Origin of the sequence: Bacillus sp. BML-BC051 (assembly GCF_019656175.1) — a bacterium.
Taxonomy (GTDB): Bacteria; Bacillota; Bacilli; order Bacillales; family Bacillaceae_G; genus Bacillus_A; species Bacillus_A mobilis.
This window is the reverse complement of the sequence record NZ_BPLI01000018.1, coordinates 45,585-72,391: the sequence shown is the minus strand read 5'-3', so window position 1 is coordinate 72,391 and position 26,807 is coordinate 45,585. Positions and strand designations below refer to the sequence as shown.

The 26,807-nt window shown below is 34.0% G+C and carries 18 protein-coding genes; 14 read left to right on the top strand and 4 right to left on the bottom strand.

Going from position 1 to position 26,807, the window contains the following annotated elements; all coding sequences use genetic code 11:
* The first annotated feature begins 136 nt into the window (after nucleotides 1-136).
* The 8 genes from K5S59_RS09945 to K5S59_RS09910 all read left to right on the top strand — a co-directional run bounded on the left by K5S59_RS09945 (nucleotide 137) and on the right by K5S59_RS09910 (nucleotide 11,870).
* The gene (locus K5S59_RS09945; protein WP_000625413.1) at nucleotides 137-1,894 is read left to right on the top strand and encodes a 2-oxoacid:acceptor oxidoreductase subunit alpha; all 1,758 of its coding nucleotides are present in this window, start codon (nucleotides 137-139) and stop codon (nucleotides 1,892-1,894) included.
* A complete protein-coding gene (locus tag K5S59_RS09940) occupies nucleotides 1,881-2,747 on the top strand; it encodes a 2-oxoacid:ferredoxin oxidoreductase subunit beta (RefSeq protein WP_000190158.1) in 867 nt (288 codons plus the stop codon). Before K5S59_RS09945 ends, K5S59_RS09940 begins: the two co-directional genes overlap by 14 nt.
* Nucleotides 2,748-3,176: 429 nt before the next feature.
* Nucleotides 3,177-4,706 carry a tRNA (N6-isopentenyl adenosine(37)-C2)-methylthiotransferase MiaB gene (gene miaB, locus K5S59_RS09935; protein WP_098238540.1) on the top strand — a complete coding sequence of 510 codons (1,530 nt, stop codon included), beginning with the start codon at nucleotides 3,177-3,179 and terminating at the stop codon, nucleotides 4,704-4,706.
* 3 nt (nucleotides 4,707-4,709) lie between these two features.
* The gene (locus K5S59_RS09930; protein ID WP_000870464.1) at nucleotides 4,710-5,141 is read left to right on the top strand and encodes a YlbF/YmcA family competence regulator; all 432 of its coding nucleotides are present in this window, start codon (nucleotides 4,710-4,712) and stop codon (nucleotides 5,139-5,141) included.
* A gap of 125 nt (nucleotides 5,142-5,266) precedes the next feature.
* A complete protein-coding gene (gene cotE / locus K5S59_RS09925) occupies nucleotides 5,267-5,809 on the top strand; it encodes an outer spore coat protein CotE (RefSeq protein WP_001288800.1) in 543 nt (180 codons plus the stop codon).
* 181 nt (nucleotides 5,810-5,990) lie between these two features.
* Nucleotides 5,991-8,669, top strand: a complete 2,679-nt coding sequence (mutS, locus tag K5S59_RS09920) for a DNA mismatch repair protein MutS (RefSeq protein ID WP_097844229.1) — start codon at nucleotides 5,991-5,993, stop codon at nucleotides 8,667-8,669.
* 8 nt (nucleotides 8,670-8,677) lie between these two features.
* Nucleotides 8,678-10,621 (top strand): DNA mismatch repair endonuclease MutL, encoded by a 1,944-nt coding sequence (gene mutL / locus K5S59_RS09915; RefSeq protein ID WP_000516449.1) that lies wholly within the window; start codon nucleotides 8,678-8,680, stop codon nucleotides 10,619-10,621.
* Nucleotides 10,622-10,883: 262 nt separating this feature from the next.
* Nucleotides 10,884-11,870 (top strand): choloylglycine hydrolase family protein, encoded by a 987-nt coding sequence (locus K5S59_RS09910; protein ID WP_000337612.1) that lies wholly within the window; start codon nucleotides 10,884-10,886, stop codon nucleotides 11,868-11,870.
* Nucleotides 11,871-12,328: 458 nt separating this feature from the next.
* Here K5S59_RS09910 and K5S59_RS09905 read toward each other — a convergent pair whose 3' ends face one another.
* Nucleotides 12,329-12,514 carry a hypothetical protein gene (locus K5S59_RS09905; protein WP_000461131.1) on the bottom strand — a complete coding sequence of 62 codons (186 nt, stop codon included), beginning with the start codon at nucleotides 12,512-12,514 and terminating at the stop codon, nucleotides 12,329-12,331.
* Nucleotides 12,515-12,997: 483 nt separating this feature from the next.
* Between K5S59_RS09905 and K5S59_RS09900 the strand changes: the two genes are divergently transcribed.
* Entirely contained in the window at nucleotides 12,998-15,781 is a 2,784-nt protein-coding gene (locus K5S59_RS09900; protein WP_098872141.1) for a dynamin family protein, read from the top strand.
* 98 nt (nucleotides 15,782-15,879) lie between these two features.
* Here the strand turns inward: K5S59_RS09900 and K5S59_RS09895 are convergent, their stop codons facing one another.
* The 3 genes from K5S59_RS09895 to K5S59_RS09885 form a co-directional block, all read right to left on the bottom strand.
* The gene (locus K5S59_RS09895; RefSeq protein ID WP_098872142.1) at nucleotides 15,880-17,799 is read right to left on the bottom strand and encodes an LTA synthase family protein; all 1,920 of its coding nucleotides are present in this window, start codon (nucleotides 17,797-17,799) and stop codon (nucleotides 15,880-15,882) included.
* 435 nt (nucleotides 17,800-18,234) lie between these two features.
* On the bottom strand, nucleotides 18,235-19,572 hold the full coding sequence (locus tag K5S59_RS09890) for an NAD(P)/FAD-dependent oxidoreductase (RefSeq protein ID WP_098872143.1): 1,338 nt from the start codon (nucleotides 19,570-19,572) through the stop codon (nucleotides 18,235-18,237).
* A gap of 257 nt (nucleotides 19,573-19,829) precedes the next feature.
* Nucleotides 19,830-20,627: a cell wall hydrolase gene (locus K5S59_RS09885; protein WP_120450816.1), complete on the bottom strand. Its 798-nt coding sequence runs from the start codon at nucleotides 20,625-20,627 to the stop codon at nucleotides 19,830-19,832.
* Between the two features lie 290 nt (nucleotides 20,628-20,917).
* Here K5S59_RS09885 and K5S59_RS09880 point away from each other — a divergent pair, with 290 nt between their 5' ends.
* The 5 genes from K5S59_RS09880 to K5S59_RS09860 all read left to right on the top strand — a co-directional run bounded on the left by K5S59_RS09880 (nucleotide 20,918) and on the right by K5S59_RS09860 (nucleotide 26,728).
* Entirely contained in the window at nucleotides 20,918-22,759 is a 1,842-nt protein-coding gene (locus tag K5S59_RS09880; protein WP_120450814.1) for a S8 family peptidase, read from the top strand.
* A gap of 179 nt (nucleotides 22,760-22,938) precedes the next feature.
* A complete protein-coding gene (plcA, locus tag K5S59_RS09875) occupies nucleotides 22,939-23,925 on the top strand; it encodes a phosphatidylinositol diacylglycerol-lyase (protein WP_098872145.1) in 987 nt (328 codons plus the stop codon).
* Nucleotides 23,926-24,170: 245 nt separating this feature from the next.
* Nucleotides 24,171-25,580: a glycoside hydrolase family 1 protein gene (locus K5S59_RS09870; protein WP_001212118.1), complete on the top strand. Its 1,410-nt coding sequence runs from the start codon at nucleotides 24,171-24,173 to the stop codon at nucleotides 25,578-25,580.
* Between the two features lie 30 nt (nucleotides 25,581-25,610).
* Entirely contained in the window at nucleotides 25,611-26,318 is a 708-nt protein-coding gene (locus tag K5S59_RS09865; RefSeq protein ID WP_001274910.1) for a GntR family transcriptional regulator, read from the top strand.
* 218 nt (nucleotides 26,319-26,536) lie between these two features.
* On the top strand, nucleotides 26,537-26,728 hold the full coding sequence (locus K5S59_RS09860) for a hypothetical protein (protein WP_000006456.1): 192 nt from the start codon (nucleotides 26,537-26,539) through the stop codon (nucleotides 26,726-26,728).
* Nucleotides 26,729-26,807: the final 79 nt, after the last annotated feature.

Sequence of the window (26,807 nt, the reverse complement as noted above, 5' to 3'; positions counted from 1 at the left end):
TAGCTTTATACTAAAGATTCAGGGAAATCAGAAGAGGCATAATTTGCGTCCGTTGTAGTTTATTTGTACAAAAAATGCTAAACTATTACTGTAAAAAAATACACTACAATGAATGCAGCCAAAAGGGGTGTAGGAGATGATTAGTCAACTTTCATGGAAAGTTGGAGGCCAACAAGGTGAAGGAATTGAAAGTACAGGAGAAATCTTCTGTATTGCATTAAACCGATTAGGATATTACCTATACGGTTACCGCCACTTCTCATCACGTATTAAAGGCGGCCATACAAATAATAAAATTCGTGTAAGTACAACAGAAGTACGCGCGATCTCAGATGATTTAGATATTTTAATTGCTTTTGATCAAGAAACTATTGATTTTAACTTCCACGAACTACGTCCAGGTGGAATTGTAGTTGCGGATGCGAAATTTAATCCGACAATACCTGATAATACAGATGTAAATCTATATGTGATACCGTTTACAGATATTGCTTCAGAATTAGGCACATCATTAATGAAAAACATGGTTGCTGTTGGGGCATCAAGTGCGGTATTAGGATTAGATGAAACAGCTTATTTAGATGTTGTTGAAGAGATCTTTGGTCGTAAAGGAGAGCAAGTTGTTCAAAAGAATATGGACGCAATTAAGCGCGGCTCTCAATATATGAAAGAATTGCTAGGTGAGAAAGTAAACATGATGCAGCTTGAAAAAGCTGATGGTAAGAAACGTATGTTTATGATTGGAAACGATGCAATCGCATTTGGTGCGGTAGCTGGTGGTGCTCGCTTTATGTCTGCATATCCAATTACACCTGCATCTGAAATTATGGAATACTTAATCAAAAAATTGCCAAAAGTTGGCGGGACAGTAATCCAAACTGAGGATGAAATCGCAGCTTGTACAATGGCAATCGGTGCAAACTATGCTGGTGTTCGTACATTAACCGCATCTGCTGGTCCGGGTCTATCTTTAATGATGGAAGCGATTGGTTTAGCAGGTATTACAGAAACACCATTAGTAATTGTTGATACACAACGTGGTGGTCCAAGTACAGGATTACCAACGAAACAAGAGCAGTCTGATTTAATGGCGATGATTTACGGTACGCACGGTGAGATTCCAAAAATCGTCATGGCGCCAAGTACAGTTGAAGAAGCTTTCTATGATATTGTAGAAGCATTTAACCTAGCTGAAGAATATCAAGTTCCTGTTATTTTCTTAACGGATTTACAGCTTTCTTTAGGAAAACAAACGGTAGAGCCGCTTACGTTAGATAAAGTGGAAATTCGTCGCGGTAAGCTTGATTTAGAAGCGGAATTACCAGAACGTGAAAATAAAGCATACTTCAAGCGTTATGAAGTAACAGAAGATGGCGTTTCACCACGTGTTTTACCTGGTATGAAAAATGGTGTTCACCATGTTACAGGTGTAGAACATGATGAAACGGGTAAACCATCTGAATCAGCAATAAACCGTAAAGATCAAATGGACAAACGTTTCCGTAAAATGGAGAACTTGAAGTTTAATACCCCTGTTTATAAAAATGTTAAGCATGAAGAAGCAGACGTATTGCTTGTTGGATTTAACTCAACTCGTGGTGCGATCGAAGAAGCAATGGAGCGCTTAGAACAAGAGGGTATGAAAGTAAACCATGCTCATGTGCGTTTAATTCACCCGTTCCCAACAGCTGAAATCGATCCACTTGTGAAAAATGCGAAGCGTGTTGTAGTGGTAGAAAACAACGCAACAGGTCAGCTTGCTAACATTATGAAAATGAATCTTGGTAACGGTGAGAAAATTTCTAGTCTTTTAAAATATGATGGGAACCCATTCTTGCCGAAAGAGATTTACAACGAATGCAAAAAAGGGGTTGTATTAAATGGCAACATTTAAGGACTTTCGTAACAGTGTAAAACCAAACTGGTGCCCAGGTTGCGGAGACTTCTCGGTGCAAGCTGCAATTCAACGTGCGGCAGCTAACGTTGGCTTAAATCCAGATGAACTTGCTGTTATTTCTGGTATCGGCTGTTCAGGTCGTATTTCAGGTTATATTAATTCGTACGGTGTGCATAGTATTCATGGTCGTGCCCTTCCGATTGCACAAGGTGTGAAAATGGCAAATCGTGATTTAACAGTTATCGCATCAGGTGGTGACGGTGATGGATTTGCGATTGGTATGGGACATACAATCCATTCTATTCGTCGTAACATCGACATTACGTACATCGTAATGGATAACCAAATTTACGGATTAACAAAAGGGCAAACTTCACCACGTAGTGAAGCTGGATTTAAAACGAAGAGCACACCACAAGGTTCAATTGAGCCATCACTAAATGTTATGGAAATGGCTTTAACAGCTGGTGCGACATTTGTGGCGCAAAGCTTTTCAAGTGATTTAAAAGAATTAACACAAATTATTGAAGCTGGTATTAACCATAAAGGTTTTTCATTAATTAACGTATACAGTCCATGTGTTACTTACAATAAAGTAAATACTTACGATTGGTTTAAAGAGAATTTAACAAAACTAAGTACAGTAGAGGGATATGATCCGTCTAATCGCATGATGGCTATGCAAACGTTAATGGAAAATAACGGATTAGTAACAGGTTTAATTTATCAAAATACAGCGCAACCTTCATACCAAGAACTTGTAAAAGGCTATAGTGAGAAGCCTTTAGTGCAAGCTGATTTAAATATGGATCAGAAAATGTTTGATGAACTTGTTGCTGAATTTATGTAATATAAGAAGAGGAGGTTGCCATGTGGCAACCTTTTTTTATGAGAAAATATAGGATAGTCTTGTTTACTTAGAAAATTCAGAATGGTAAAATAATATATAAATCGTTGTATGAAAATGGTGAGTTCATTGTATATGAAATGTAAGATCCAAACAGAGCCTCTTGCTTGTTAAAATTGGCGAAACGCTTCATACTATGGTAATGTTTATAAGGATAAAGCAATATGCTTTAGGGTAGGACAAAAAGAAATGTTAAAAGGGAATGTCTATTTGTGTGTGGGGAAGACTTCATTTTTATAAATGATTAGATTGACTACTCAAGTTTCAAAGGACAAGTTATCTCTCAAGCTATCTAACCATTTTTGAAGTGAGTCTAAGCGCATTAAAATGGGCTATAGAGTGTGTATAGTTAAGGGTGAAAGGAGATTACCGATGAACGAGCAACAACGATTAGCAAATCAACAAGCAAATTCCTCTACGAAAAAAGAAGAGAAAGATTATAGTAAATACTTTGAAAGTGTATACCAACCACCTTCCTTAAAAGATGCGAAAAAACGAGGGAAAGAAGAAGTTAAAATTGAACGGGATTTTGGCTTACCTGAAGAGTTTCGCAATTTTGGCACAGGAAGAAAGTTCTATATTCGTACATATGGTTGTCAAATGAATGAGCATGATACGGAAGTAATGGCGGGTATTTTCACTGCACTTGGATATGAACCAACCTTTTCAACTGAAGATGCAGATGTAGTGTTATTAAATACTTGTGCCATTCGTGAAAATGCTGAAAATAAAGTGTTCGGTGAACTAGGTCATTTAAAGTCATTAAAACGAAGAAATCCGGACCTTTTAATTGGTGTATGTGGTTGTATGTCGCAAGAAGAGTCTGTTGTAAATAAAATTATGCAAAAAAATCAGCATGTAGATATGGTGTTTGGAACGCATAATATTCATAGATTACCGTACATTCTAAAGGATGCAATGTTCTCGAAGGAGACGGTAGTTGAAGTTTGGTCAAAAGAAGGGGATGTAATTGAAAACCTTCCGAAAGTACGCCGTGGTGATATTAAAGCTTGGGTAAATATTATGTATGGCTGTGATAAGTTTTGTACATATTGTATCGTACCGTATACACGTGGAAAAGAGCGAAGCAGACGTCCAGAAGACATTATCCAAGAGATTCGCCATTTAGCTGCGAATGGCTATAAAGAAATTACGTTACTTGGACAGAACGTAAATGCATATGGTAAAGACTTTGAAGATTTTGAATACGGACTTGGTGATTTAATGGACGAACTCCGTAAAGTTGATATTGCCCGTATTCGTTTTACAACGAGCCATCCACGCGATTTCGATGATCACTTAATTGAAGTGCTTGGAAAAGGTGGAAACTTAGTAGAACATATTCACTTACCGGTTCAATCTGGAAGCACAGAAATGTTGAAAATTATGGCACGTAAATATTCACGTGAGCATTATTTAGAGCTTGTAAGAAAAATTAAAGAAGCAATTCCAAACGCGGTATTAACGACTGATATTATCGTCGGTTTCCCAAATGAAACTGATGAGCAATTTGAAGAAACGATGTCGTTATATCGTGAAGTAGGATTTGATACTGCCTTTACCTTTATTTATTCTCCGCGCGAAGGTACACCAGCTGCAAAAATGAAAGATAATGTACCGATGGAAGTGAAGAAAGAACGTCTTCAACGCTTAAATACATTAGTAAATAAATTGGCAATTGAAAAGAATGATCGTTATAAAGGCCAAATTGTAGAAGTGTTAGTTGATGGGGAAAGTAAAAATAACGCGGAAGTACTTGCAGGTTATACTCGTACGAATAAACTTGTAAACTTCGTTGCGCCAAAATCTTTAATTGGTCAGCTTGTGAAAGTAAAAGTAACGGATGCGAAAACTTGGTCTCTTAACGGAGAATTAGTTGAAGAGCCGATTGAGGTGGAATAATTGATGAAAGTATATACGAAAGATGACATTGTTGAGCAAGCAAAAGAATTAGCAAAAATGATTTCTGAAACAGAAGAAGTTGATTTCTTTAAGAAAGCAGAGGCGCAAATTCATAAAAATGAAAATGTAAAGCGTGCAATTGATGAAATTAAAGCACTGCAAAAGCAAGCAGTAAACTTGCAACATTACGGGAAATGGGAAGCTTTGAAAAAAGTAGAAGCTGAAATTGATGCATTGCAAGATAAGTTGGATAGTATCCCAGTTGTACAAGAATTTAAATCTTCACAAACATATGTAAATGACTTACTACAGTTAGTTGCCAGTACGATTTCTAACAACGTAACAGATGAAATATTAATTTCAACTAATGGTGATGTATTGAAGGGTGAAACGGGCGCAGAGGTAGAAAGTAAAAAAGGAAATTGTGGTTGTTAAAGAGATGTCGAATTGACATCTCTTTTTTTAGTGGGTTAAACGTAAGTTCTTCTCGAAAAAAGAATGACACATTCCGCTATTGTCACGCATATGATTAAGTGAATAGTGATTGAGGAGGGTTACGAATGTCCGAATTTAGAGAGATTATTACAAAAGCAGTGGTTGGAAAAGGACGTAAGTATACAAAGTCAACGCATACATGTGAATCGAATAATGAGCCAACAAGTATTTTAGGGTGCTGGGTAATTAACCACTCGTACGAAGCAAGAAAGAATGGAAAGCATGTGGAAATTGAAGGTTTCTATGATGTGAACACTTGGTATTCGTTTGATGGTAATACAAAGACAGAAGTTGTGACAGAACGTGTGAACTACACGGATGAAGTGAGTATCGGGTATCGTGATAAAAACTTTTCTGGTGATGATTTAGAAATTATTGCTCGTGTCATTCAGCCACCAAATTGTTTAGAAGCTCTTGTATCACCAAATGGTAATAAAATTGTTGTGACTGTAGAACGTGAATTTGTAACAGAAGTAGTTGGAGAAACGAAAATTTGTGTAAGTGTAAATCCTGAAGGTTGTGTAGAATCAGACGAAGATTTCCAAATCGATGATGATGAGTTTGAAGAATTAGATCCGAACTTTATCGTTGACGCAGAAGAAGAGTAATAGAAAGCTAGGGAGAAGTTCTTCCTAGCTTTTTACTTTACATAAGTAGTGCTTGAATGAACATGATTCCTTATGAAATGTGCTATAATGAAGAAAGACTCCTGAAATAGGAGATATGGATGTCCGTGAAGTGTGACATATATGAATATAGATTATTATGTAAGAATTATGGAGGATAAGTATGACGCAATATACGCCTATGATACAGCAATATTTAAAGGTTAAGGCAGACTATCAAGATGCCTTTTTATTTTTTCGCTTAGGCGACTTTTATGAAATGTTCTTTGAGGATGCGGTTAAAGCAGCTCATGAACTTGAAATTACATTAACGAGCCGAGATGGTGGTAGTAGCGATCGTATACCGATGTGCGGTGTACCGCATCATGCGGCTAAAAACTATATTGAACAACTTGTTGAAAAAGGATATAAAGTAGCGGTTTGTGAGCAAGTGGAAGATCCAAAAACAGCTAAAGGTGTAGTGCGCCGTGAAGTCGTACAACTCATTACGCCAGGAACGATGATGGAAGGGCGTACTATTGATGAGAAAGAAAATAACTTCTTAGCAGCATTAACACATTTTGAAGATGGATCGTATGCTTTAGCTTGTAATGATTTAACGACTGGACAAAATACAGTAACGTTGTTAACAGGTTCAGTAGAAGATATTTTATTAGAAGTGTATGCAACTGGTTCAAAAGAAATTGTTGTAGATTCTACATTTTCGAAAGATGAATTAAATAAATTAACTGAAACATTAAAAATGACGATTTCGTATGAAGATGCAACAACTATTCCAGAAGGGCTAGAACATCTTGTGAAAAATGTTTCACAAGCAAAGTTAATTAAAGCAATTGGTCGCTTATTTAACTATGTAATAAGAACACAAAAACGTTCGTTAGATCACTTGCAACCAGTTGAAATTTATTATACGAACCAGTTTATGAAAATTGATGTGCATTCAAAGCGAAATTTAGAGCTGACAGAAACACTTCGAACGAAAGAAAAAACAGGATCATTATTATGGCTATTAGATAAAACGAAAACAGCTATGGGTGGTCGTATGTTAAAACAGTGGATGGAACGTCCACTTATTCAGAAAGAAAAAGTTGAAGAGCGTTTAGAAATGGTTGAAACGTTTGTAAATGATTACTTCTTACGTGAAGATTTAAAAGAAAAGTTAAAAGAAGTATATGATTTAGAACGTTTAGCAGGGAAAGTTGCGTTTGGTAATGTGAATGCACGGGATTTATTACAGTTAAGACGATCTTTACTTCAAGTACCAGCTATTTTAGAAGCGATTAGTTTGTTAGATAATGCTTATGCAGCAAGGTTAATTCAAGGTGCGGATCCATGTGAGAGTTTAACTGAATTACTTGGAAGAAGTATTCAAGAAAACCCACCGCTTTCTATTAAAGATGGAGATATTATTAAAGACGGTTATAATGACAAGCTGGATCAATATCGTTACGTTAGTAAAAACGGAAAAACGTGGATCGCTGAGCTTGAAAAACGAGAGCGTGATATTACAGGAGTTAAATCATTAAAAATCGGGTACAACCGTATTTTCGGTTATTACATTGAAGTAACGAAAGCGAACCTTGCAGCATTACCAGAAGGTCGCTATGAGCGTAAACAAACGCTTGCTAATGCTGAACGTTTCATAACAGATGAGCTGAAAGAAAAAGAAACGTTAATCTTAGAAGCAGAAGAAAAAATTGTACAATTAGAATACGATTTATTTACAGCGCTTCGCGAAGAAGTCAAAGTATTCATTCCGAAATTACAGCATTTAGCGAAAGTAATTAGTGAACTAGACGTACTGCAAAGTTTTGCGACAGTTAGTGAAGAAGAACAGTTTGTAAAACCTGTTTTAACAACTAAGCGCGAAATCTTTATTAAAGATGGTCGTCATCCTGTCGTTGAAAAAGTATTGAACGGGAAATTGTATGTACCGAATGATTGTATTATGCCAGAGAAGATGGATGTCTTTTTAATTACAGGACCGAACATGTCTGGTAAAAGTACGTATATGAGACAATTAGCACTTGTAACTGTTATGTCGCAAATCGGTTGTTTCGTACCAGCAACTGAAGCAGTATTACCTGTATTTGATCAAATCTTTACGAGAATTGGTGCAGCGGATGATTTAATTTCAGGTCAAAGTACATTTATGGTCGAAATGCTAGAAGCGAAAAATGCCATTGCAAATGCATCAGAAAGAAGTTTAATTTTATTCGATGAAATTGGACGCGGTACATCTACGTATGATGGCATGGCACTTGCGCAAGCAATCATTGAACATATTCATGACCAAATTGGGGCAAAAACGTTATTCTCTACGCATTATCATGAGTTGACGGTGTTAGAAGAAAGTTTAGATCAACTGAAGAATGTACACGTTTCAGCTATTGAAGAGAACGGAAAAGTAGTATTCCTTCATAAAATTCAAGATGGAGCAGCTGATAAAAGTTACGGAATTCACGTGGCGCAACTTGCGGAGCTCCCAGATAGCTTAATCGCTCGTGCGAAAGAAGTGTTAGCACAACTAGAAGGACAAGAAGAAATTATTATTCCAAAGCGTGTAGAAGTGAAAGCGCAAGAGCAAGAAGTAATTCCAGAACCTGTAGTTGTAAAAGAAGAACCAGTAGAAATAGAAGAAACGAAGGTAGAGACTGAAGAAGAATCGCAACTATCATTCTTTGGTGGAGAACAGTCTTCGAAAAAACAAGACAAGCCAGTTTTAGATGCAAAAGAAACGGCAGTACTTACGCAAATTAAAAAAATTGATTTACTTGATATGACACCTTTAGAAGCGATGAACGAACTGTATCGCTTGCAGAAAAAGTTAAAGAAAGGATGAGTAAGTAGATGGGGAAAATTCGCAAACTCGATGACCAACTCTCTAACTTAATTGCGGCAGGGGAAGTAGTGGAGCGCCCTGCCTCAGTCGTAAAAGAACTTGTGGAAAATTCTATCGATGCGAATAGTACATCTATTGAAATCCACTTAGAAGAAGCTGGTTTATCAAAAATTCGCATCATTGATAATGGGGATGGCATTGCAGAAGAAGATTGTATTGTAGCTTTTGAACGACATGCAACGAGCAAAATTAAAGATGAGAACGATCTGTTTCGCATTAGAACACTCGGGTTCCGTGGTGAGGCATTGCCGAGTATTGCCTCAGTTAGTGAATTAGAATTAATTACTAGCACAGGTGATGCGCCTGGTACGCACCTTATTATTAAAGGTGGAGACATTATAAAGCAGGAGAAAACAGCGAGCCGAAAAGGAACAGATATTACAGTACAAAACTTATTCTTTAATACACCAGCGCGTCTTAAATATATGAAAACCATTCATACAGAGCTTGGGAATATTACAGATATCGTGTATCGTATCGCAATGTCACACCCAGAAGTATCGTTAAAGTTGTTTCATAATGAAAAGAAATTGCTTCACACATCAGGAAATGGTGATGTAAGACAAGTACTTGCATCGATTTACAGCATTCAAGTTGCGAAGAAGCTTATTCCAATTGAAGCGGAATCTTTAGATTTCACAATTAAAGGTTATGTAACATTACCAGAAGTAACGAGAGCATCTCGAAATTATATGTCAACGATCGTAAATGGTCGTTACGTTCGAAATTTCGTATTAATGAAAGCCGTTCAGCAAGGATACCATACATTATTGCCAGTCGGACGATATCCAATTGGCTTCTTATCGATTGAAATGGATCCAATGCTTGTTGACGTTAACGTACATCCTGCGAAATTAGAAGTTCGTTTTAGTAAAGAACAAGAATTGTTAAAGCTTATCGAAGAAACATTGCAAGCAGCATTTAAAAAAATACAGCTCATCCCAGATGCAGGTGTGACAACGAAGAAAAAAGAAAAAGATGAAAGTGTGCAAGAACAGTTCCAGTTTGAGCATGCGAAGCCGAAAGAGCCATCTATGCCGGATATCATTTTACCGACGGGCATGGATGAAAAACGAGAAGAACCACTGGCAGCGAAACAGCCAGCACAACTGTGGCAACCGCCGAAGCAAGAATGGCAACCACCACAGTCGCTCGTAAGGGAAGAACAAAGTTGGCAGCCATCTACTAAACCGATAACGGAAGAACCAATTCGAGAAGAGAAATCGTGGAACAGTAACGATGAAGACTTTGAATTAGAGGAATTGGAAGAAGAAGTTCAGGAAATAGAAGAGATTGAAATGAACGGTAATGACTTACCACCGCTTTATCCAATTGGACAAATGCATGGAACATATATTTTCGCTCAAAATGATAAAGGCTTATATATGATTGACCAGCATGCCGCGCAGGAACGTATTAATTATGAATACTTCCGTGATAAAGTAGGAAGGGTAGCGCAAGAAGTACAAGAATTACTTGTACCATACCGTATCGATTTATCTCTTACTGAATTTTTACGTGTCGAAGAGCAACTAGAAGAACTGAAAAAAGTTGGGCTGTTCTTAGAACAATTCGGTCATCAATCCTTTATCGTCCGCTCGCACCCAACGTGGTTCCCGAAAGGACAAGAAACAGAAATTATCGACGAAATGATGGAACAAGTCGTCAAACTAAAAAAAGTTGATATTAAAAAATTGCGTGAAGAAGCAGCCATCATGATGAGCTGTAAAGCGTCCATTAAAGCAAATCAATATTTAACGAACGATCAAATATTTGCTTTACTGGAAGAACTACGTACAACAACAAACCCATACACATGCCCGCACGGAAGACCGATTCTTGTACATCATTCTACTTATGAGCTGGAGAAGATGTTTAAGAGGGTTATGTAGGGATACTGACCATAGAGAAAAAATGGTCCCGGTTATTTTAATAAAATATAGAGTGAAATAAAAAGGAGCGATAGTAATAAGTCGCTCCTTTTTAATATAATTCTTTTGCAACTATATTTTAAAAATTCATTTATAAACTAGAAATAACCTATTTGTAATGTATATGTGTTTTCTTATTTTTTTGTAAAGAAAGAGGTTTTAATTTACAGACTTATCAGAATTATGTAAAGTGTAGATAAAACCATAAAACGGGGTGTTCTTTATGTGTACTAGTTTGACATTACAGACAAAAAACGGTCAACATCTTTTTGCAAGAACGATGGACTTCACATTAGATATGAATCAAGAAGTAATAATCATTCCTCGACATTACCAGTGGAATAATATAACTGGTGAAATCATTAATACGAAACATGCTACGGTCGGAATGGGAATTAATCATCAAGGAAGGATCATTATGGCGGACGGAGTAAATGAAGCTGGTATGACATGTGCAACACTCTATTTTCCAGGATTCGCTGCTTATAGTCAAAGCATAGATGACAACAAAACGAATTTGGCTCCATTTGATTTTGTGACTTGGAGTCTCACGCAATTCAATTCAGTCAAAGAGTTAAAGAAATCTGTAGATAGCCTTACCTTTTTGGATATACCATTACCAGATTTAGGACTTACGCCACCACTACATTGGATTTTAGCGGATAAATGGGGAGATTGCATTGTACTGGAGCCAACAAATGAAGGATTAAAAATGTATGATAACCCACTAGGAGTGATGACGAATAGTCCGGAGTTTAATTGGCATTTGCAAAATTTAAGACAATATATAGGCCTTAAATCGCAGCCATTCGCGCCAACTGAGTGGAGTAACTTATCATTAAGTGCTTTTGGTCAGGGTTCAGGATCAATGGGACTTCCAGGGGATTTCACCCCGCCATCAAGGTTTGTGCGGGCAGCATATGGTAAACAAAACATTCAAGGTATAGATAGTGAAGAAGAGGGAGTATCGGCCCTATTTCATATCTTATCAAATTGTGAGGTTCCTAAAGGCGGAGTAATAACAGAAGAAGGTGCATTAGATAATACCATTTATACAAGCGTAATGTGTATGGAGTCCGGAACATATTATTATCATACCTACGATTGTAGACAAATTATAGCCATTCATTTATTTCATGAAAATTTAGATACAGATGAGATTAAAGCATATCCGTTCCAACGGAAACAAAAAATATTTTATGAAAACTAAGTTGTTTTGAAACTGCGTTTGGTAAATTTATAAAATATATATAATAGAGCAATAATGCCTATATAATTCTTGGGTGCTTCTGTAGATTTATGATTCATCATAAATCTACTCCTTTCTTCAATGACTACAACCAGTAAAATTCTGATGGTAGGAGCATTGGCTAAGAAACTTATTTTTTCATTAAATAAACTAGTTTTTATTTCTTCTAGAAGGCCCATGAAAGTGCTATTAGGTAAAATAAACATGGACGTACTCCATTTATAAATAGTAAAGAACAAAAAAGGTGTGGAAAATATCCATACCTTTTTTTCTTCTATTATCTATGTATAAAAAAGCGCTGTATATCAGCACTTTTTAAAAGTACATGAGCTGTATAAGAAAGTTTTATATATTACCTATAACTATGCAAGGTCTAATATAGATTTTTATTTGAGTAATTGTTATAAGAGCCTATAAGGTTATTTATTTTTATTATTATTAATTTTTTCCGTATAGAGCACTTGCTCTTTATAGTGTTTTTTAATTGGGAAAGTATGTGTACCAGAGCCGTTTTTGTATGTTTTATTGATGGGATTTTTTAGCGGGATTGTTGTAGTTTCAGTAAATTCATATGGGTAGTTTATTTTAGATTTATCTTCAAACATGAAAATGCCTCCTTTTAGGATTTCCTGAATTCTTTACTATAACATGATATGCATATAGATTTTTTTTGGACTAGTTATTTATAGAGGTTAATGGAATTTAATTCCGTACTTACTGAAATATTTCAAAGAAAAACAATGCGAGAAATGTATGATAATAATTTGTTTCATTTATTAGTGAAGGGGATATTGCATATATATTCGTTATAAATTGTTTTTATAATATGGTTTATATAGGTTTTTCCTGATAATATAATGCTGGAGATTATAGTGTTATTAGGTTATTAGGAACATTTAATGCTGTTTCAAAACTGAAAGGGAATTGAAAAAAAACTGAAACTTTTCTCATAAAAATTCAATCTTACTTGAAAAATGAAAGGAAAATGAAATTTTCCAAAAGATATTCTTTGTTAAGATAAAAAGCATACATACAAAAAGTATTGACATATCTTAAAAGTTTATTTTTAAGATATAGTGGGGGAAAAGATGAGAATAGAAAAACAATTAATAAAAAAGATGTATTATGAAACATTCCTAATGGAGAATGAAACGAAACCACCTCTTGACGTACTTGGAGAAGTTTATGTAAACGAAGAAAGAAATGAGATTTCTGATGGATCTTATATTCGTTTTGCACAAGGTGAATTTTATTATCGTCATCAAGATTTTGAAGCAGCTATTTTTAAATGGGAGAAAGTTAGTAATGAATTAGCACCATGGGCACAAAAAAATATTGCGGATGCTTATTTCGAGCTCAATCAATTACCGGTTGCTGAAAATGTTTATACTTCTATTACTACTGATAATATAATATTGATGACGGAAATTAGACTACAATTACTTTCTCTTTACATAGAGCAAAATAATTTTGACTCCGCTTTCTCTGTTATTAAAGAAGCAGTTTCTTTAAATCCCGATTACCCGAATGTCACAAAAATTGCCCGTTCTTTTTATGAGGAGCAGCAAGATTTTGATAGTGCAGTAGAGCTTGCTGTGAATGAGTTAATTCGAACAGAATCTTATCCGTGGTTTGAGGTTTTAAAAGGATATATCGATAAAAGATTTACTAAACATATTTCACCAGATTATTTCTATGAAGTATTAGTTACGTTAAATAATGTGGATCAAGTACAATTTACGCAAATGGTTTCATCACTTTGGAAAAGTTATAAAAATGAACAAAATTACTTATTATGGCTTAACACAATAAATGAATTTTTCTTACATATTGAAATACATTCGTCCGATATATGGGACAAAATTTCTTCTCTTTACGAAGAAACGTACTTTGAATTAATTCAAGGTCAATATAAGCTTAAACAATTGCACGACATCATTCCAAACTTGTTAACAAATTGGTTAAAGGTAGTCAATCCATCTTATGCTGTATTTCCATCAGCAGCTGTATTGGCGTGGGATGAGATTTTCCCTTCTAAAATAGATTCAGCCGATATAAAACATGCGGAAAACCTGTTGTTATATTCTATTAATCATGTGAATGGCTTAGAGTATAGTTTGCATCTTTTTGAATCTATTACAGAGTGGGCACAAGAGCATAATATAGAAATGGGTCACCGATTTAGATGGTTAGTTGGCGAGCTCGCAGATTTAAGCACAAATCGTATTTTAGTAACGGGAACGTCAGGGAACGGAAAAACTACATTTATTAACTCTATATTAGGAGAAAATATAGTAGAAAATTCAATTTCAAATGTAGTAGTTTTAAAAAATGATGCTCATACAGAAATTAACGCCATAACAGACTCTACAATTACAACGACGGAAGATGTCTCTGATTACTATAATATGATGTCTCAACACCATCAAACATATAGAGATAGAGCATGTGTTGAATTAAAATTACCGTGCAGATTTTTAAGTGAAAATAAACTTACATTTGTAGTTACACCTGGATTTAATAGGAATAATGATACTAGAGATGAGATATTCGAATATTTAAATTCTGTAGACGAATTACTATTCGTATTGAATGCGGATTCACCTTTTACTGACAAAGAGCGTGACATTCTATTAAGCATTCAAGAACATACACCAAATTTACAAATTCATTTCTTATTAAACAAAATCGATAACATATACAGTGAAGCAGAAGTGAAAAGAGTATTATATGATACGCAAGCGAGAATAAACACATATTTCCCGCATGCGAGAATTTTCCCTTACTCTTCGCTATATACAAGTAGTCAACAATTAAATGAGTTAACTGAGTTTATTCATTTTAACTGTAATCATAAAAATATCGATGCAGAACGTACTGAAAAGCTATTGTTTTTCATTCGAAAAACAATTACATATCTTTTGGATAAACGCGTTGAGAAAGAAAATAATCTAGTGGATGCGATTAATTGGAATGAAGATATGCTAGTGAAACTAAATGGTAGTATTAATAATCTTACTGCTTTTGAGAAGGAAAAAATTCATTTCATTACAAAATCATATCGTACAATGAAAACTGAAATTATGAATGACCTTACTGAAAATATTCCGAAGATATTACAGGGGTGTTCGGATTTAATTAGTGAAGAAAGTGATTTCGGGCACATGGATACGGAACTAAATAAAGCAATGAATGAAAGAGTACATAAATACTTAGAACAAACGGTATTACCTAATCTTGCTCTTTCTATGCAAAATTGGATTGTAACTTCTAATAATGAGCTCCTTCAAAGTCAATCGTACCTTGAGGAACTTAGTGAAGGACTTAATTCTTTATTTGGAGAAAATCGAATACAGTTAGCATGTGATTTTAAAGTGCTGGATGACTGGCGCAGAGATACGGACAGAATGACGACTAGAATACAAATGGAGGAAGTAAATATTTTACGTCGATTTACGCCAGCACAATTTTTACTGAAAAGTGCAGGTAAATTATTTGGAGTTCTTCCTAAAAACAAAGGTATGCTATATAACAAATATAAACAGTATGTAGAAAATGAAGATTATACCGAGGTAACAGCTTCTATTATGAAGAAATTTTTCTTGCAATTTGAGCTATTTGAAAACACGCAAGAACGGGATATTCATATATTCTTTAGGAATCCATTTAACTCCTTGAAACAAGCTGTAGAAAACACTCATTTAGAAAAACAAGAAAAACAAGAGATGTTACATAAAATGAAATCAAATCCTGAAGTCTATCATGATTCTATCATGCTCTTTGAATTGAGATTACGTCAATGTGAAGTGATTTTAAATATAGGTGATGATCATACCTATACAGATGTAACTTTAGAAACAAGCGTAGAATAAAAGTAAAAAATACGAGGTTTTTATATGAAATTACATCATATGTTATAGAAGAGTAAAAGGGAGCAACTGTAATGAGTTGCTCCCTTTTCATATGTAAATTATTTTTCAGTTTCTTTAATTTTAGTTTGTACTTCGCCAGTTTTCATTTTATTACTTTCTGAGAAACGTAATAAATCACCTTCAATAATTTTGTCAGACATTCGTAATTCATTTTGTGCACGGTTAATGAGTGCTTGTGCTTCTTTTTTTGGTAAATCTACAATTTCACCTGTTATGCGGTCATAGAAAGTGTTGTTTGTGTATGCATACTTGTCTGTAATAAAGCTACCATCACGTAAAACAACAAATCCGGTATATTCATCTGAAAACATATCATGGCCAAAACGAATATCGTTCGTAGTATCAATCCCAAGTAAATTTAGGATAGTAGGTTTCATATCGATTTGTCCCGTAGGCTTTGAAATCGTTTGACCTTCTGTTTGGTCAGGCATATGAATATATAAAGGTGTGCGTTGTAAATTTAAAGTATCAAACTCTGTTATTTGATCTTTTTCTAAAAACTGTGCCATTGCACGATTATGTTTTTCAGAAATGCCATAATGATCACCATACAATACAATAATAGAATCATCATACATTCCCTCGGCTTTTAAACGCTCAATAAATTTTTTGATGGATTCGTCTAAGTAACGTGCTGTTACGATATAACGATCAAATACGCCATTACCAGAGTTATATGGTTCAATGAATTTTGTATCTTCATCATACGTAAATGGATAATGGTTCGTTAGCGTAAGGAAACGAGCGTAAAATGGTTGATCAACAGTTTTTAATATATCTACTGATTGATCAAAGTATTCGATATCTTTTAATCCCCAATTTAAATTTGTTTCGGGCGTAATTTTGTAATCAAGTTCGTTATAGTAACGATCATAACCAAGAGCAGAGTACATAATGTTACGATTCCAAAATGTTGCGTTATTCGCATGGAATACAGAAGTGAAATAACCTTGCTGACGTAAAATTTCTGGAGTCGCAGTATAATCATTGTTACCGTGTGTGAAAAATACAGCTCCTCGATTTAATGGATACAATGACGTATCAATTAGAAATTCAGAATCGGATGTTTTTCCTTGCCCGGTTTGGTGGAAAAAGTTATCGAAGTAATAGCTTTCATTTATGAATTGATTCAAAAATGGTGTAACTTCTTGCCCGTTAACTGATGCGCCTATTAAGAATGTTTGCAGGGATTCAAGAGTAACGACAATTACATTTTTTCCTTTCGCTGCACCAAACATGTTAGGATTCGGTTCACTTTGGTTTGCCTTTACGTAGTTTTCTGTTTCTTGTAATTTACTACTATCAGCAAGTGCCTTTTGTGAACCTGCTTTTACTTGTAGTGTTAAATCATATATTTGATGAGTGTATAGTCCTAAATTTTTAACAAGCATAACTCGGTCGAATGATCTCGTTAATAGTTCAGGTCGCTCTTTTTCTGCAAGATGTAGATTCGCAAAAAATACACCAATCGTTAAAATAAAATATAACAAGCGTGCCGGATGAGTTACACGTCCTGTTTGGAAGACAATTGATTTCTTCTTCAATAAAATAAAGAAGAAAATAATGTCTACGAATGCGAGTATAATTTTGTAGTTCAATATTTCTATAATACTGCCGCCTAATTGGCCAAAGTTTGATGTTTGCCCAAGTACTGGTAACGTAACGAAATCGCTATAAAAATCATAGAACATTACATTCCCAACAAGTACGATTGTTAATAAGAAATTAATACATAGCGCGATATAATTTCTCTTTTCACCGGTTGCAAATAATGCTAATCCGACAAATGCTAATGATGCTGCGAGAGGGCTAATAAACAAAATAAGCTCTTGTGTAGAAGACTCAATTTTTAAATCAAAACTGAATCTTGTAATAAGGTATGTTTTTAACCATACTGCCATAGCAATTATTAAAACAAAGCTTATATTTTGCATTTGTAAATTGATTTTATTTTTCATTTTTACACCTTCTTTATACAAAGTATTTAACTTGTGTTATATATTATATTTTTATAACTATTAGAGTGTAATGAACCATTTAGCTTATGTTTTCTAAAGGTAATAATGTGAAGTATTCATATACGTACAATGAGGAATTTTAAAGCATAAATCTATTTTTTAGAAACAGAACAGAAAAAGTCATAGTTGTAGTAAAAAATACTTATAGACATCCTAACATATTAAACACTATGATGATGTTACAAAATATCGAACAAATGAAAGGGGAAATAAATAGAGGCTTTTAAACCTGTTGACATTCAATTTGTTGGAATTGAATGTCAACAGGTTATGTTAAATATGTATCTCATAAAACCCGGCTTCTTTGCGGCATAATCGTTAGTAAGCTATTATTATGGAATTTAAAATATTTGATTGCAATCTGAATGAAAGAAATTAAATATGAGATAAATATTTTCCAACATACAACCCACTTGCAGCAGCTTGAGATAATGAATGAGTGACGCCGGAACAATCTCCAACTAAAAATAGCCCATGCACACTTGTTTCAAAGTGGTTATTGATTTTTATCGTAGGAGCATAGAACTTTCCGTCAATTCCATATAATAAAGTATCTGTATCGATCGGTTCTTGGATGAATTGTTCTAAGCGTAATAAAAATTCCTTAAGTCCTTTAATATATAATGGAGGAATTTCTGTATGCAAATTTCCATAATCTCCTTGTAGTGTAGGTTGTATACGGTTATGTTTCATGCGGTTGTCCGTTGTAGGTTGTTTATTTAGTAAATCCTCTAAGCGCTGAATAACAATCCGATCTCTTCCTTGGTTAATGCTTTTTATAATTGAACTTGCGTATACATTTGCTTCTTTGAGAGTTGAAAAATAGCGCGGGATAAATAAAGTGAAATTTAAGTGAGACGTGCCAGTTCCTTCCTCTCGAAAATTTTGACCGTCAGGCATAACTAAACCTTCTTCATACTTTCTAATAATGCGTCCTTTTGGATTCATACAGTACGTAGTTGCTGTGAAGTGTTCATGCTCATAAGAAAGTTTTGTCTCAAACGTATCTTTTAATATAGAACGCAATTGGTGTTCTTTCATCTCTACTCGAATACCTAAATCTACACGAGTTTGCTCCTGATAAATATTGAGAGAAGTGCACATTTCTTTTAGCCAATCCGCTCCGGAACGTCCAGTTGCAAATACTAGTTGCTTAGATTGAACTGTTCCTCCATTTGTCTCTATTGTAAAATGATCTTTCTGTTTCATAATATGTTGTACATCTATATGAAATTGTATATTTATTTTCGTAAGTAAAAATTCATAGAGTTGCTGAAAAATGTCACTTGAAAGGGTAGTGCCAAGATGCCTTACTTCTGTTGTTAACATTTGCAAACCACACGCTTCAGCCCTCTTATTGAGAGTTGGATTTTCTGTAGAATATTTTGAAACAGAACTTCCTCCGAACTGACATAGAATTTCATCTACTTCATCCATAAGTTGTATAAAGCCTTCTTTACCGACTTTTTGCTCAAGTTCTCCGCCAAATCCGTTTGTATAATTAAATTTCCCTTCAGATTTTCCTAAACCACCAAACCCGAAATATTTATCACATGTAGTACAAGTACACGCTTTTCCTTCGTCTAAAGGACAATGACGATCTTCTAGCGCTTTACCTTTATCCAGAATTAAAACTTTTTTGTTACTTTTAGCTAGTGAATAAGCCATAAAAATGCTACTTACTCCAGCGCCGATAATTGTAACATCATACATATTCTCTCACCTGCTAACGAATAGTTTGTTTTTTATTTTTCTAGTGTATAACAATTTTATGAAGTTAAGAAATAGATTTTATTAATAAAGAGGGAGTTTTTGAACCTGATGTTTTTTTTTTATTTCTCTAAGTGGTGGAGTAAATACAAATGTCTGAAGGAATAGTTTTTTAAGATTACTATGTCATAGGATTAAAAAATTCTTACATATAAAAAACAGACCTTTTAAGTGAAGAGGTCTGTTAATGGTTTTAAATCTTATTTAGCAAACACATGGTTACCAATTACTGCTACTGTTTGACGTGTCGTAATCCATTTGTCTGTTGATGTTTTTGGATTGTAAAAATAAAGCCAATCAGAATGTATTCCATTTGTGGAGATAGCTTCTTCTACTGCCATTTTTGCTTCTGGGCTTGCAGGCTGATTAATTCTTCCATCTGTAATAGGAGTAAAGGCATATCCGTATTTAATAGGTTCATAAATAACGCCTGTTATTGTATTTGGAAAATCTTTTGCATTTACACGATTTAGAATAACTTTTGCTACAGCCACTTTTCCTTTATAGGATTCGCCACCTGCTTCAGCGGTAACTAAGCGTGCCATTAAGTCTTTTTCTTTTTCTGAAATGCTTGAGTTAATTTTTAAATGTTGTCCTGTATAAAGTTTGTTTCCGATTGTATTGTTAATTTGTTTTATAGATTGAACGGTAACGTTGTAACGCTTTGCTATCGTTTCTAATGAATCTCCCTGTTGTACTTGATAAATAATTTGTCCAGAAATGTTTGCAGGCTTGGCGTTTTGACGAACGGTGATTTCCTTTGAATTCGTGGACCCTGGAATATGTAACTGTTCACCAATAAAAGTTTGATCGTTTCCTTTATTGTTAGCCTGTTTAATGGATGGTATTGAAACCCCGTATTGTTTACTAATGCCCCAAAGTGTATCATTCTTTTTTACTGTATGAATGGTAGATGCTTCAGCTGTACTTTGATGACATACGAATGTAATTGCTGCTGCAGATATAGGGATTATATGTTTTATTTTTAATAATTTCATTGTAAATCCTCCTAGCAAAAATAAAGTGAAACTGTTAAGTAATATAGTTCAGAATGTCTTTGTATAATATTTTAATACAAGTATATTAGCACATATAAAATAAATAATCATTATAAGTTTCTCATTTATGTAGTGTAGAGTCCGAATATGAAATATTGCATATGAAAATACATTGAAGTTCATATTGCTGATTACTATAATCTATTTAGTAGAAAGGGAATATGTTATATAAATTAAATTATTATAGATTAATATAATGATTAATTGTTATTAATAGAAGGAGTGATGTAATGAATATATTTAAAAGAATATCTGTTTCAGCTGTAATTATTTCAACATTTTTAGGAATGGGGGACACTGTCAATATTGTAAATGCTGATTCTGTAGAACAGCAGAGTAAATTAGGGATAGAACAAGAAACAGATAAGCAAATCATTGTAAAATTCAATGCGGATTTGAAATTACCATATGAAGATGGTATTGAAAAACAGATACAAGCTCAAGCAAGTGATAAGGTACTAAAAGATCTTTTGGTAGAATATCCAGATGTAACATTCACTCGTTTATTCACATCTGTAAGTCCAGAAGAAATACAAGACCTTGAAGTGAAAGCACCCAATAATGTATCTACAAGTTTATTAAACTACTATATTCTTCAAACTCGAAATGGAGAGCAGAAAGAAGAACTAGTAGATAAGTTAAAGACATCTTCTTTAATAGAAGATGTCTATATGAAGAAACAAGAAAAAATTGCGCCACCGGAAGTGCAACTATCAAGTGTAGCTCTTAGTCCTAATGACAATCCTAGATTTAAAAACCAAGGCTATCTTGAAGCGGCACCATACGGTATTAATGCGCCTTTCGCCTGGGGAGTTCAAGGCGGTAATGGAAAAGGTATAACTTTTGTTGATATGGAATACGGATGGCTATTAAATCATGAGGATTTAGTACATCAAAATATTGAATTAATGTCTGGAAGAAATATAGATCAGCATGTTGGACATGGAACGTCTGTACTAGGAATTGTTTCATCTGAGGATAATGAAGTAGGGAATATTGGGATTGCACCAAAAGCGAAAGCAAAGGTGATTTCTCAAATAAGAGATAACGGACAGTATAATACAGCTGATGCAATATTAAGTGCTGTAAATCATTTAGAAGCTGGGGATGTTTTATTATTAGAGGCACAAGCTTCCTTTGATGGATATGGTGATAAGTATTTACCTGTTGAAGTACAACCAGATATCTTTGATGCAATTCGAGCTGGTACAGATAAAGGTGTTGTCATTATAGAGGCTGGAGCAAATGGTTGGAATGATTTAGATCGATTTAAAGATAGAAAAGGTAAACAAGTCTTAAATCGTAGTAGTAAAGATTTTAAAGATTCAGGTGCGATTATGGTAGGAGCTGGCTCTTCATCTTTCCCTCATGAACGTATGTGGTTTTCGAATTATGGAAGCCGTATTGATGTGTACGGATGGGGAGAAAATGTAGATACAACTACAGCCGAGCAAAGTAGAAGTGCTGTAAATCTTTATACTTCAAACTTTAGCGGAACATCTAGTGCTTCGCCAATTATTGCTGGGGCAGCGACTTTAGTACAAAGCATTACTAAAGAAAATTTAGGACAACCATATAGACCAAGTGAACTAAGAGCAATATTAAGCAACCGCAACACAGGAACAAAATCTAAAGATCCATATGCAGATAAAATTGGTGTTTTACCAGATTTGAAGTCTATACTAGTAAACTTAGGTTATGAACAAAGAAAACCAAACGGTGAGAATGAGTTACAAGTAACAGAAAATGAACCAAATAATGAGTCTAGACAGGCAAATAAAGTTAACTTTCATACACCGGTGAAAGGAACACTACATAATAGTGATAGAGTAGATGTATTTACTTTCCAAATTGACTCACCCGAAAATATTAAAATTTCTCTACTAAATGAACAAAACATCGGAATGACATGGGTACTTCATCATGAATCAGATTTAAATAACTATGTAGCATATGGTGAAAATGAAGGAAATGTAGTTAAAGGAACTTATAATGCAAAGCCAGGAAAATATTATTTATACGTCTATAAGTATGAGAATAAAGATGGTTCATATGTATTGAACATAAAATAAGCAAAAAGAACTTCAGATGAAGTTCCTTTAAATTTTTCTAATTCAGTATATGTGAATGATTTTTTAACTTTACTTCTATGCAATATTTCATATTGATGAAATTTTATTTATTTTTTATGAACTAGCTTATATTATATTCAATAAGTTTGATATAAAAATAGAAAGAGAGAGGGATAATAATGAGCAATAAGAAGTTAATTTTGAAATTATTCATATGTAGTACAATATTTATCACATTTGTATTTGCTTTACATGATAAGCAAGTAGTTGCAGCTAGCTCTGTTAATGATCTTGAAAATTGGTCAAAATGGATGCAACCTATACCTGATAACATCCCGTTAGCACGAATTTCAATTCCAGGAACACATGATAGTGGTACGTTCAAGTTGCAAAATCCAATTAAGCAAGTATGGGGAATGACGCAAGAGTATGATTTTCGCTATCAAATGGATCATGGAGCTCGCATTTTTGATATAAGAGGACGTTTAACAGATGATAATACGATAGTTCTTCATCATGGGCCATTATATCTTTATGTAACACTGCATGAATTCATAAATGAAGCGAAACAATTTTTAAAAGATAACCCGAGTGAAACAATTATTATGTCTTTAAAAAAAGAGTATGAGGATATGAAAGGGGCAGAAGATTCATTTAGTAGTACGTTTGAAAAAAAATATTTTGTTGATCCTATCTTTTTAAAAACAGAAGGAAATATAAAACTTGGAGATGCTCGTGGGAAAATTGTACTACTAAAAAGATATAGTGGTAGTAATGAATCTGGAGGATATAATAATTTTTATTGGCCAGATAATGAGACGTTTACGACAACTGTAAATCAAAATGTAAATGTAACAGTACAAGATAAATATAAAGTGAGTTATGATGAGAAAGTAAAATCTATTAAAGATACAATCAATGAAACGATGAATAATAGTGAGGATTTAAATCACCTATATGTTAATTTTACAAGCTTGTCTTCAGGTGGTACAGCATGGAATAGTCCATATTACTATGCCTCTTATATAAATCCTGAAATTGCAAACTATATAAAACAAAAGAGTCCTACAAGAGTAGGTTGGATAATTCAAGACTACATAAATGAAAAGTGGTCACCATTATTGTATCAAGAAGTTATAAGAGCGAATAAGTCATTGATAAAGTGAAACTTTAATTAGTGGGGGTCTTACTGCCCGGCAAATAGCGGGATAAAAGAATAAAGATGATGAGAAAAAGAAGCGATAAAATATATCGCTTCTTTTTATTTTCCAATAACCAACAATAGAAATTGTACTTTTATAATAGAAAAAAATAAAAACATAAGATATAATCATACATATAAAATTTGTACCTATAAATTTTGTATGTATCAATGAATTTAATTTGTTGTAATGAAATGGAGGTATATACTATGAGGTTTCCACATGATTTTTTATTTGGAGCTGCTTCAGCTTCTTATCAAGTAGAAGGTGCATGGAATGAAGATGGAAAAGGTGTTACGAATTGGGATGAGTTTTCAAAAATTCCTGGTAAAACATACAATGGAACAAATGGTGATGTAGCTGTGGATCATTATCATCGATATAAGGAAGATGTTCGCTTAATGGCTGAGATGGGATTAGAATCGTATCGTTTTTCAATTTCTTGGGCGAGAATATTGCCGACTGGAGATGGAGAGGTAAATGAAAAAGGGATTGAATTTTATAACAACTTAATTGATGAATGTTTAAAATACGGGATTGTGCCGTTTGTCACTTTATATCATTGGGATTTACCATCACCGTTAGAAAAAGATGGTGGATGGACGAATAAAAGAACAGCAGAGGCTTTCGTAAAATATGCAGAAACTTGTTTTAAGGCATTTGGTGACAGAGTTAAGCATTGGATTACTTTTAATGAGACAGTAATGTTTTGTGGATTAGGTTATTTAAAAGGTGCACATCCACCAGGAATCCAAAATGATGTTCCAAAGTATTTTCAAGCGACTCATTATGTATTTTATGCACATGCGAAAACAGTTGCGGTGTACAAGCAGCTGAAACAATATGGTGAGATTGGGATTACACATGTTTTCTTACCTGCTTATAGTGTGGATGATCAAAAAGAAAATATACGAGCAGCAAATCATGCGAATGAATATGAAACGTATTGGTATTATGATCCAGTTTTAAAAGGTGAGTATCCGTCTTATGTTGTACAACAATTAAAGGAAAAAAGGTGGACTCCTAATTGGACGGTTGAAGAATTAGAAATCATTAAACAAAATGCAGAAGAAAATGATTTTATTGGCTTGAATTATTATCAACCAATACGAGTAGAAAGATACGATATGGATATAAAGAGTGAGGAACATTCTCGAGAAAGCTCAACACTTGCTCCAGGTAACCCTTCTTTTGATGGTTTTTATCGAACAGTTAAAATGGATGATAAAATATATACAAAATGGGGATGGGAAATATCTCCCGAAGGTTTCTTAGATGGATTGCATATGTTGAAAGCGCGTTACGGTGACATAAAGATGTATGTAACGGAAAATGGACTTGGTGATGAAGATCCAATCATTGACGGAGAAATTGTAGATGTTCCGAGAATTAAATTTATTGAAGAGCATTTAAAAGTAATGAAGCGTGCAATTGAAGAGGGGATTAATTTAAAAGGTTATTATGCATGGTCAGTGATTGATCTTTTAAGTTGGTTAAATGGATATAAAAAGCAATATGGCTTTATTTTTGTCGATCATAATGATAACTTAAAACGTAAGAAGAAACTTTCGTTTTATTGGTACAAACATGTGATCGAAACGAGAGGGGAAGAGTTATAACAGATAAAAGAGTATTTTAGGAGAAAGTGTATGAGTGCAAAGTATAAACAAATTGCAGATGTGTTAGAGCAAAACATTCGAGATGGGCTTTTTAATGAAACGAAAAAACTACCTACAGAAGAAGCGTTGATGAATCGATTTGAAGTAAGCCGTAATACGATACGTAAAGTAATTAGTCAGCTTGTGAATAGAGGTTATATTTTTCAAGTGCAAGGTAGTGGCATGTTTTTACGCGAAACTTCTGTAACAGATTACATTAATTTAGGAAGTTTACGTGGATTAACGAAAAATCTTGTTTCACAAAATATTGAAACGAAAGTGTTAGAGCTTGAAGTAATAGATGCGGACGAGGAGATAGCAAAGCGGATGCAATGCGAAGCCGGAGCTAGGTTGTATTTTTTGAAGCGCTTAAGAATTGTAGATGCTAAACCATTCTCTATTGAAGTAAGTTATTTCAAAAAGGATATTATTCCATATTTGAACGAAGAAATAGCATTAAGCTCTGTATACAGTTATTTCATTGAAGATTTACGATTAAATATTGGTTTTGCTGATAAAGTTATTAGTTGTGAAAAAGTAAATAAAGAAAATGCACAGCTTTTAGAATTAAATGAAGGTGATCCGGCGCTTCTTATTGAAAATACAGTGTATCTTGTAAATGGAACAATTTTCGAGTTATCTCAATCGATGTTTCATTATGAAAAGACTAAACTTTTAAATCGAATTAATTTTAAATGAAAATTATCGTGTAGAAAAAGCAACTGGTCCTAAGTGATCAGTTGCTTTTTATTTTTAAAGTGGATGAGCAAAAAAACACAAAAGTGGTTGGTCCGTTTTTTGCAAACATCTATTATGATAAGAGAAGAAAGGTAGTATGTTATCAACGTTTTAAAGAGAAAAGTTTTTATGTAAGTTCTTTAATTAAAATAGACGGGTCTTAGAGAGGTGAAAAGACAATGAGTTTTGCAATTTCACTAGTCGTTATTATTGTAATTGTATCGCTGTTTGGGACTGTACTAGTTGCAAGAAACGTGGAGGAGAATTACGGTAAGTCTACAAAAAGAAATGTGAAAAACTTATCTGCAATCTATATTTTTCTTCTTTTTGTTCTACTGGTTGGGGTAACATGGTATGCGGTAATGATTTGATAGTTTGTAAAAGAACTGAAATGAGAGTATGAAGTTGGAATTTTAGAAGCTATCGAGCAATTAGAAAGAGAACAATTTG

What these genes read in the sequence shown, in the direction of transcription:
- K5S59_RS09865 (WP_001274910.1), top strand. Translation starts at nt 25,611, where the DNA reads ATGAGTGCAAAGTATAAACAAATTGCAGATGTGTTAGAGCAAAACATT.
- K5S59_RS09905 (WP_000461131.1), bottom strand. Translation starts at nt 12,514, where the DNA reads ATGTTTGAAGATAAATCTAAAATAAACTACCCATATGAATTTACTGAA.
- K5S59_RS09930 (WP_000870464.1), top strand. Translation starts at nt 4,710, where the DNA reads ATGAAAGTATATACGAAAGATGACATTGTTGAGCAAGCAAAAGAATTA.
- K5S59_RS09895 (WP_098872142.1), bottom strand. Translation starts at nt 17,799, where the DNA reads ATGAAAAATAAAATCAATTTACAAATGCAAAATATAAGCTTTGTTTTA.
- K5S59_RS09940 (WP_000190158.1), top strand. Translation starts at nt 1,881, where the DNA reads ATGGCAACATTTAAGGACTTTCGTAACAGTGTAAAACCAAACTGGTGC.
- K5S59_RS09945 (WP_000625413.1), top strand. Translation starts at nt 137, where the DNA reads ATGATTAGTCAACTTTCATGGAAAGTTGGAGGCCAACAAGGTGAAGGA.
- K5S59_RS09890 (WP_098872143.1), bottom strand. Translation starts at nt 19,572, where the DNA reads ATGTATGATGTTACAATTATCGGCGCTGGAGTAAGTAGCATTTTTATG.
- mutS (WP_097844229.1), top strand. Translation starts at nt 5,991, where the DNA reads ATGACGCAATATACGCCTATGATACAGCAATATTTAAAGGTTAAGGCA.
- mutL (WP_000516449.1), top strand. Translation starts at nt 8,678, where the DNA reads ATGGGGAAAATTCGCAAACTCGATGACCAACTCTCTAACTTAATTGCG.
- K5S59_RS09860 (WP_000006456.1), top strand. Translation starts at nt 26,537, where the DNA reads ATGAGTTTTGCAATTTCACTAGTCGTTATTATTGTAATTGTATCGCTG.
- plcA (WP_098872145.1), top strand. Translation starts at nt 22,939, where the DNA reads ATGAGCAATAAGAAGTTAATTTTGAAATTATTCATATGTAGTACAATA.
- cotE (WP_001288800.1), top strand. Translation starts at nt 5,267, where the DNA reads ATGTCCGAATTTAGAGAGATTATTACAAAAGCAGTGGTTGGAAAAGGA.
- K5S59_RS09910 (WP_000337612.1), top strand. Translation starts at nt 10,884, where the DNA reads ATGTGTACTAGTTTGACATTACAGACAAAAAACGGTCAACATCTTTTT.
- miaB (WP_098238540.1), top strand. Translation starts at nt 3,177, where the DNA reads ATGAACGAGCAACAACGATTAGCAAATCAACAAGCAAATTCCTCTACG.
- K5S59_RS09880 (WP_120450814.1), top strand. Translation starts at nt 20,918, where the DNA reads ATGAATATATTTAAAAGAATATCTGTTTCAGCTGTAATTATTTCAACA.
- K5S59_RS09885 (WP_120450816.1), bottom strand. Translation starts at nt 20,627, where the DNA reads ATGAAATTATTAAAAATAAAACATATAATCCCTATATCTGCAGCAGCA.
- K5S59_RS09870 (WP_001212118.1), top strand. Translation starts at nt 24,171, where the DNA reads ATGAGGTTTCCACATGATTTTTTATTTGGAGCTGCTTCAGCTTCTTAT.
- K5S59_RS09900 (WP_098872141.1), top strand. Translation starts at nt 12,998, where the DNA reads ATGAGAATAGAAAAACAATTAATAAAAAAGATGTATTATGAAACATTC.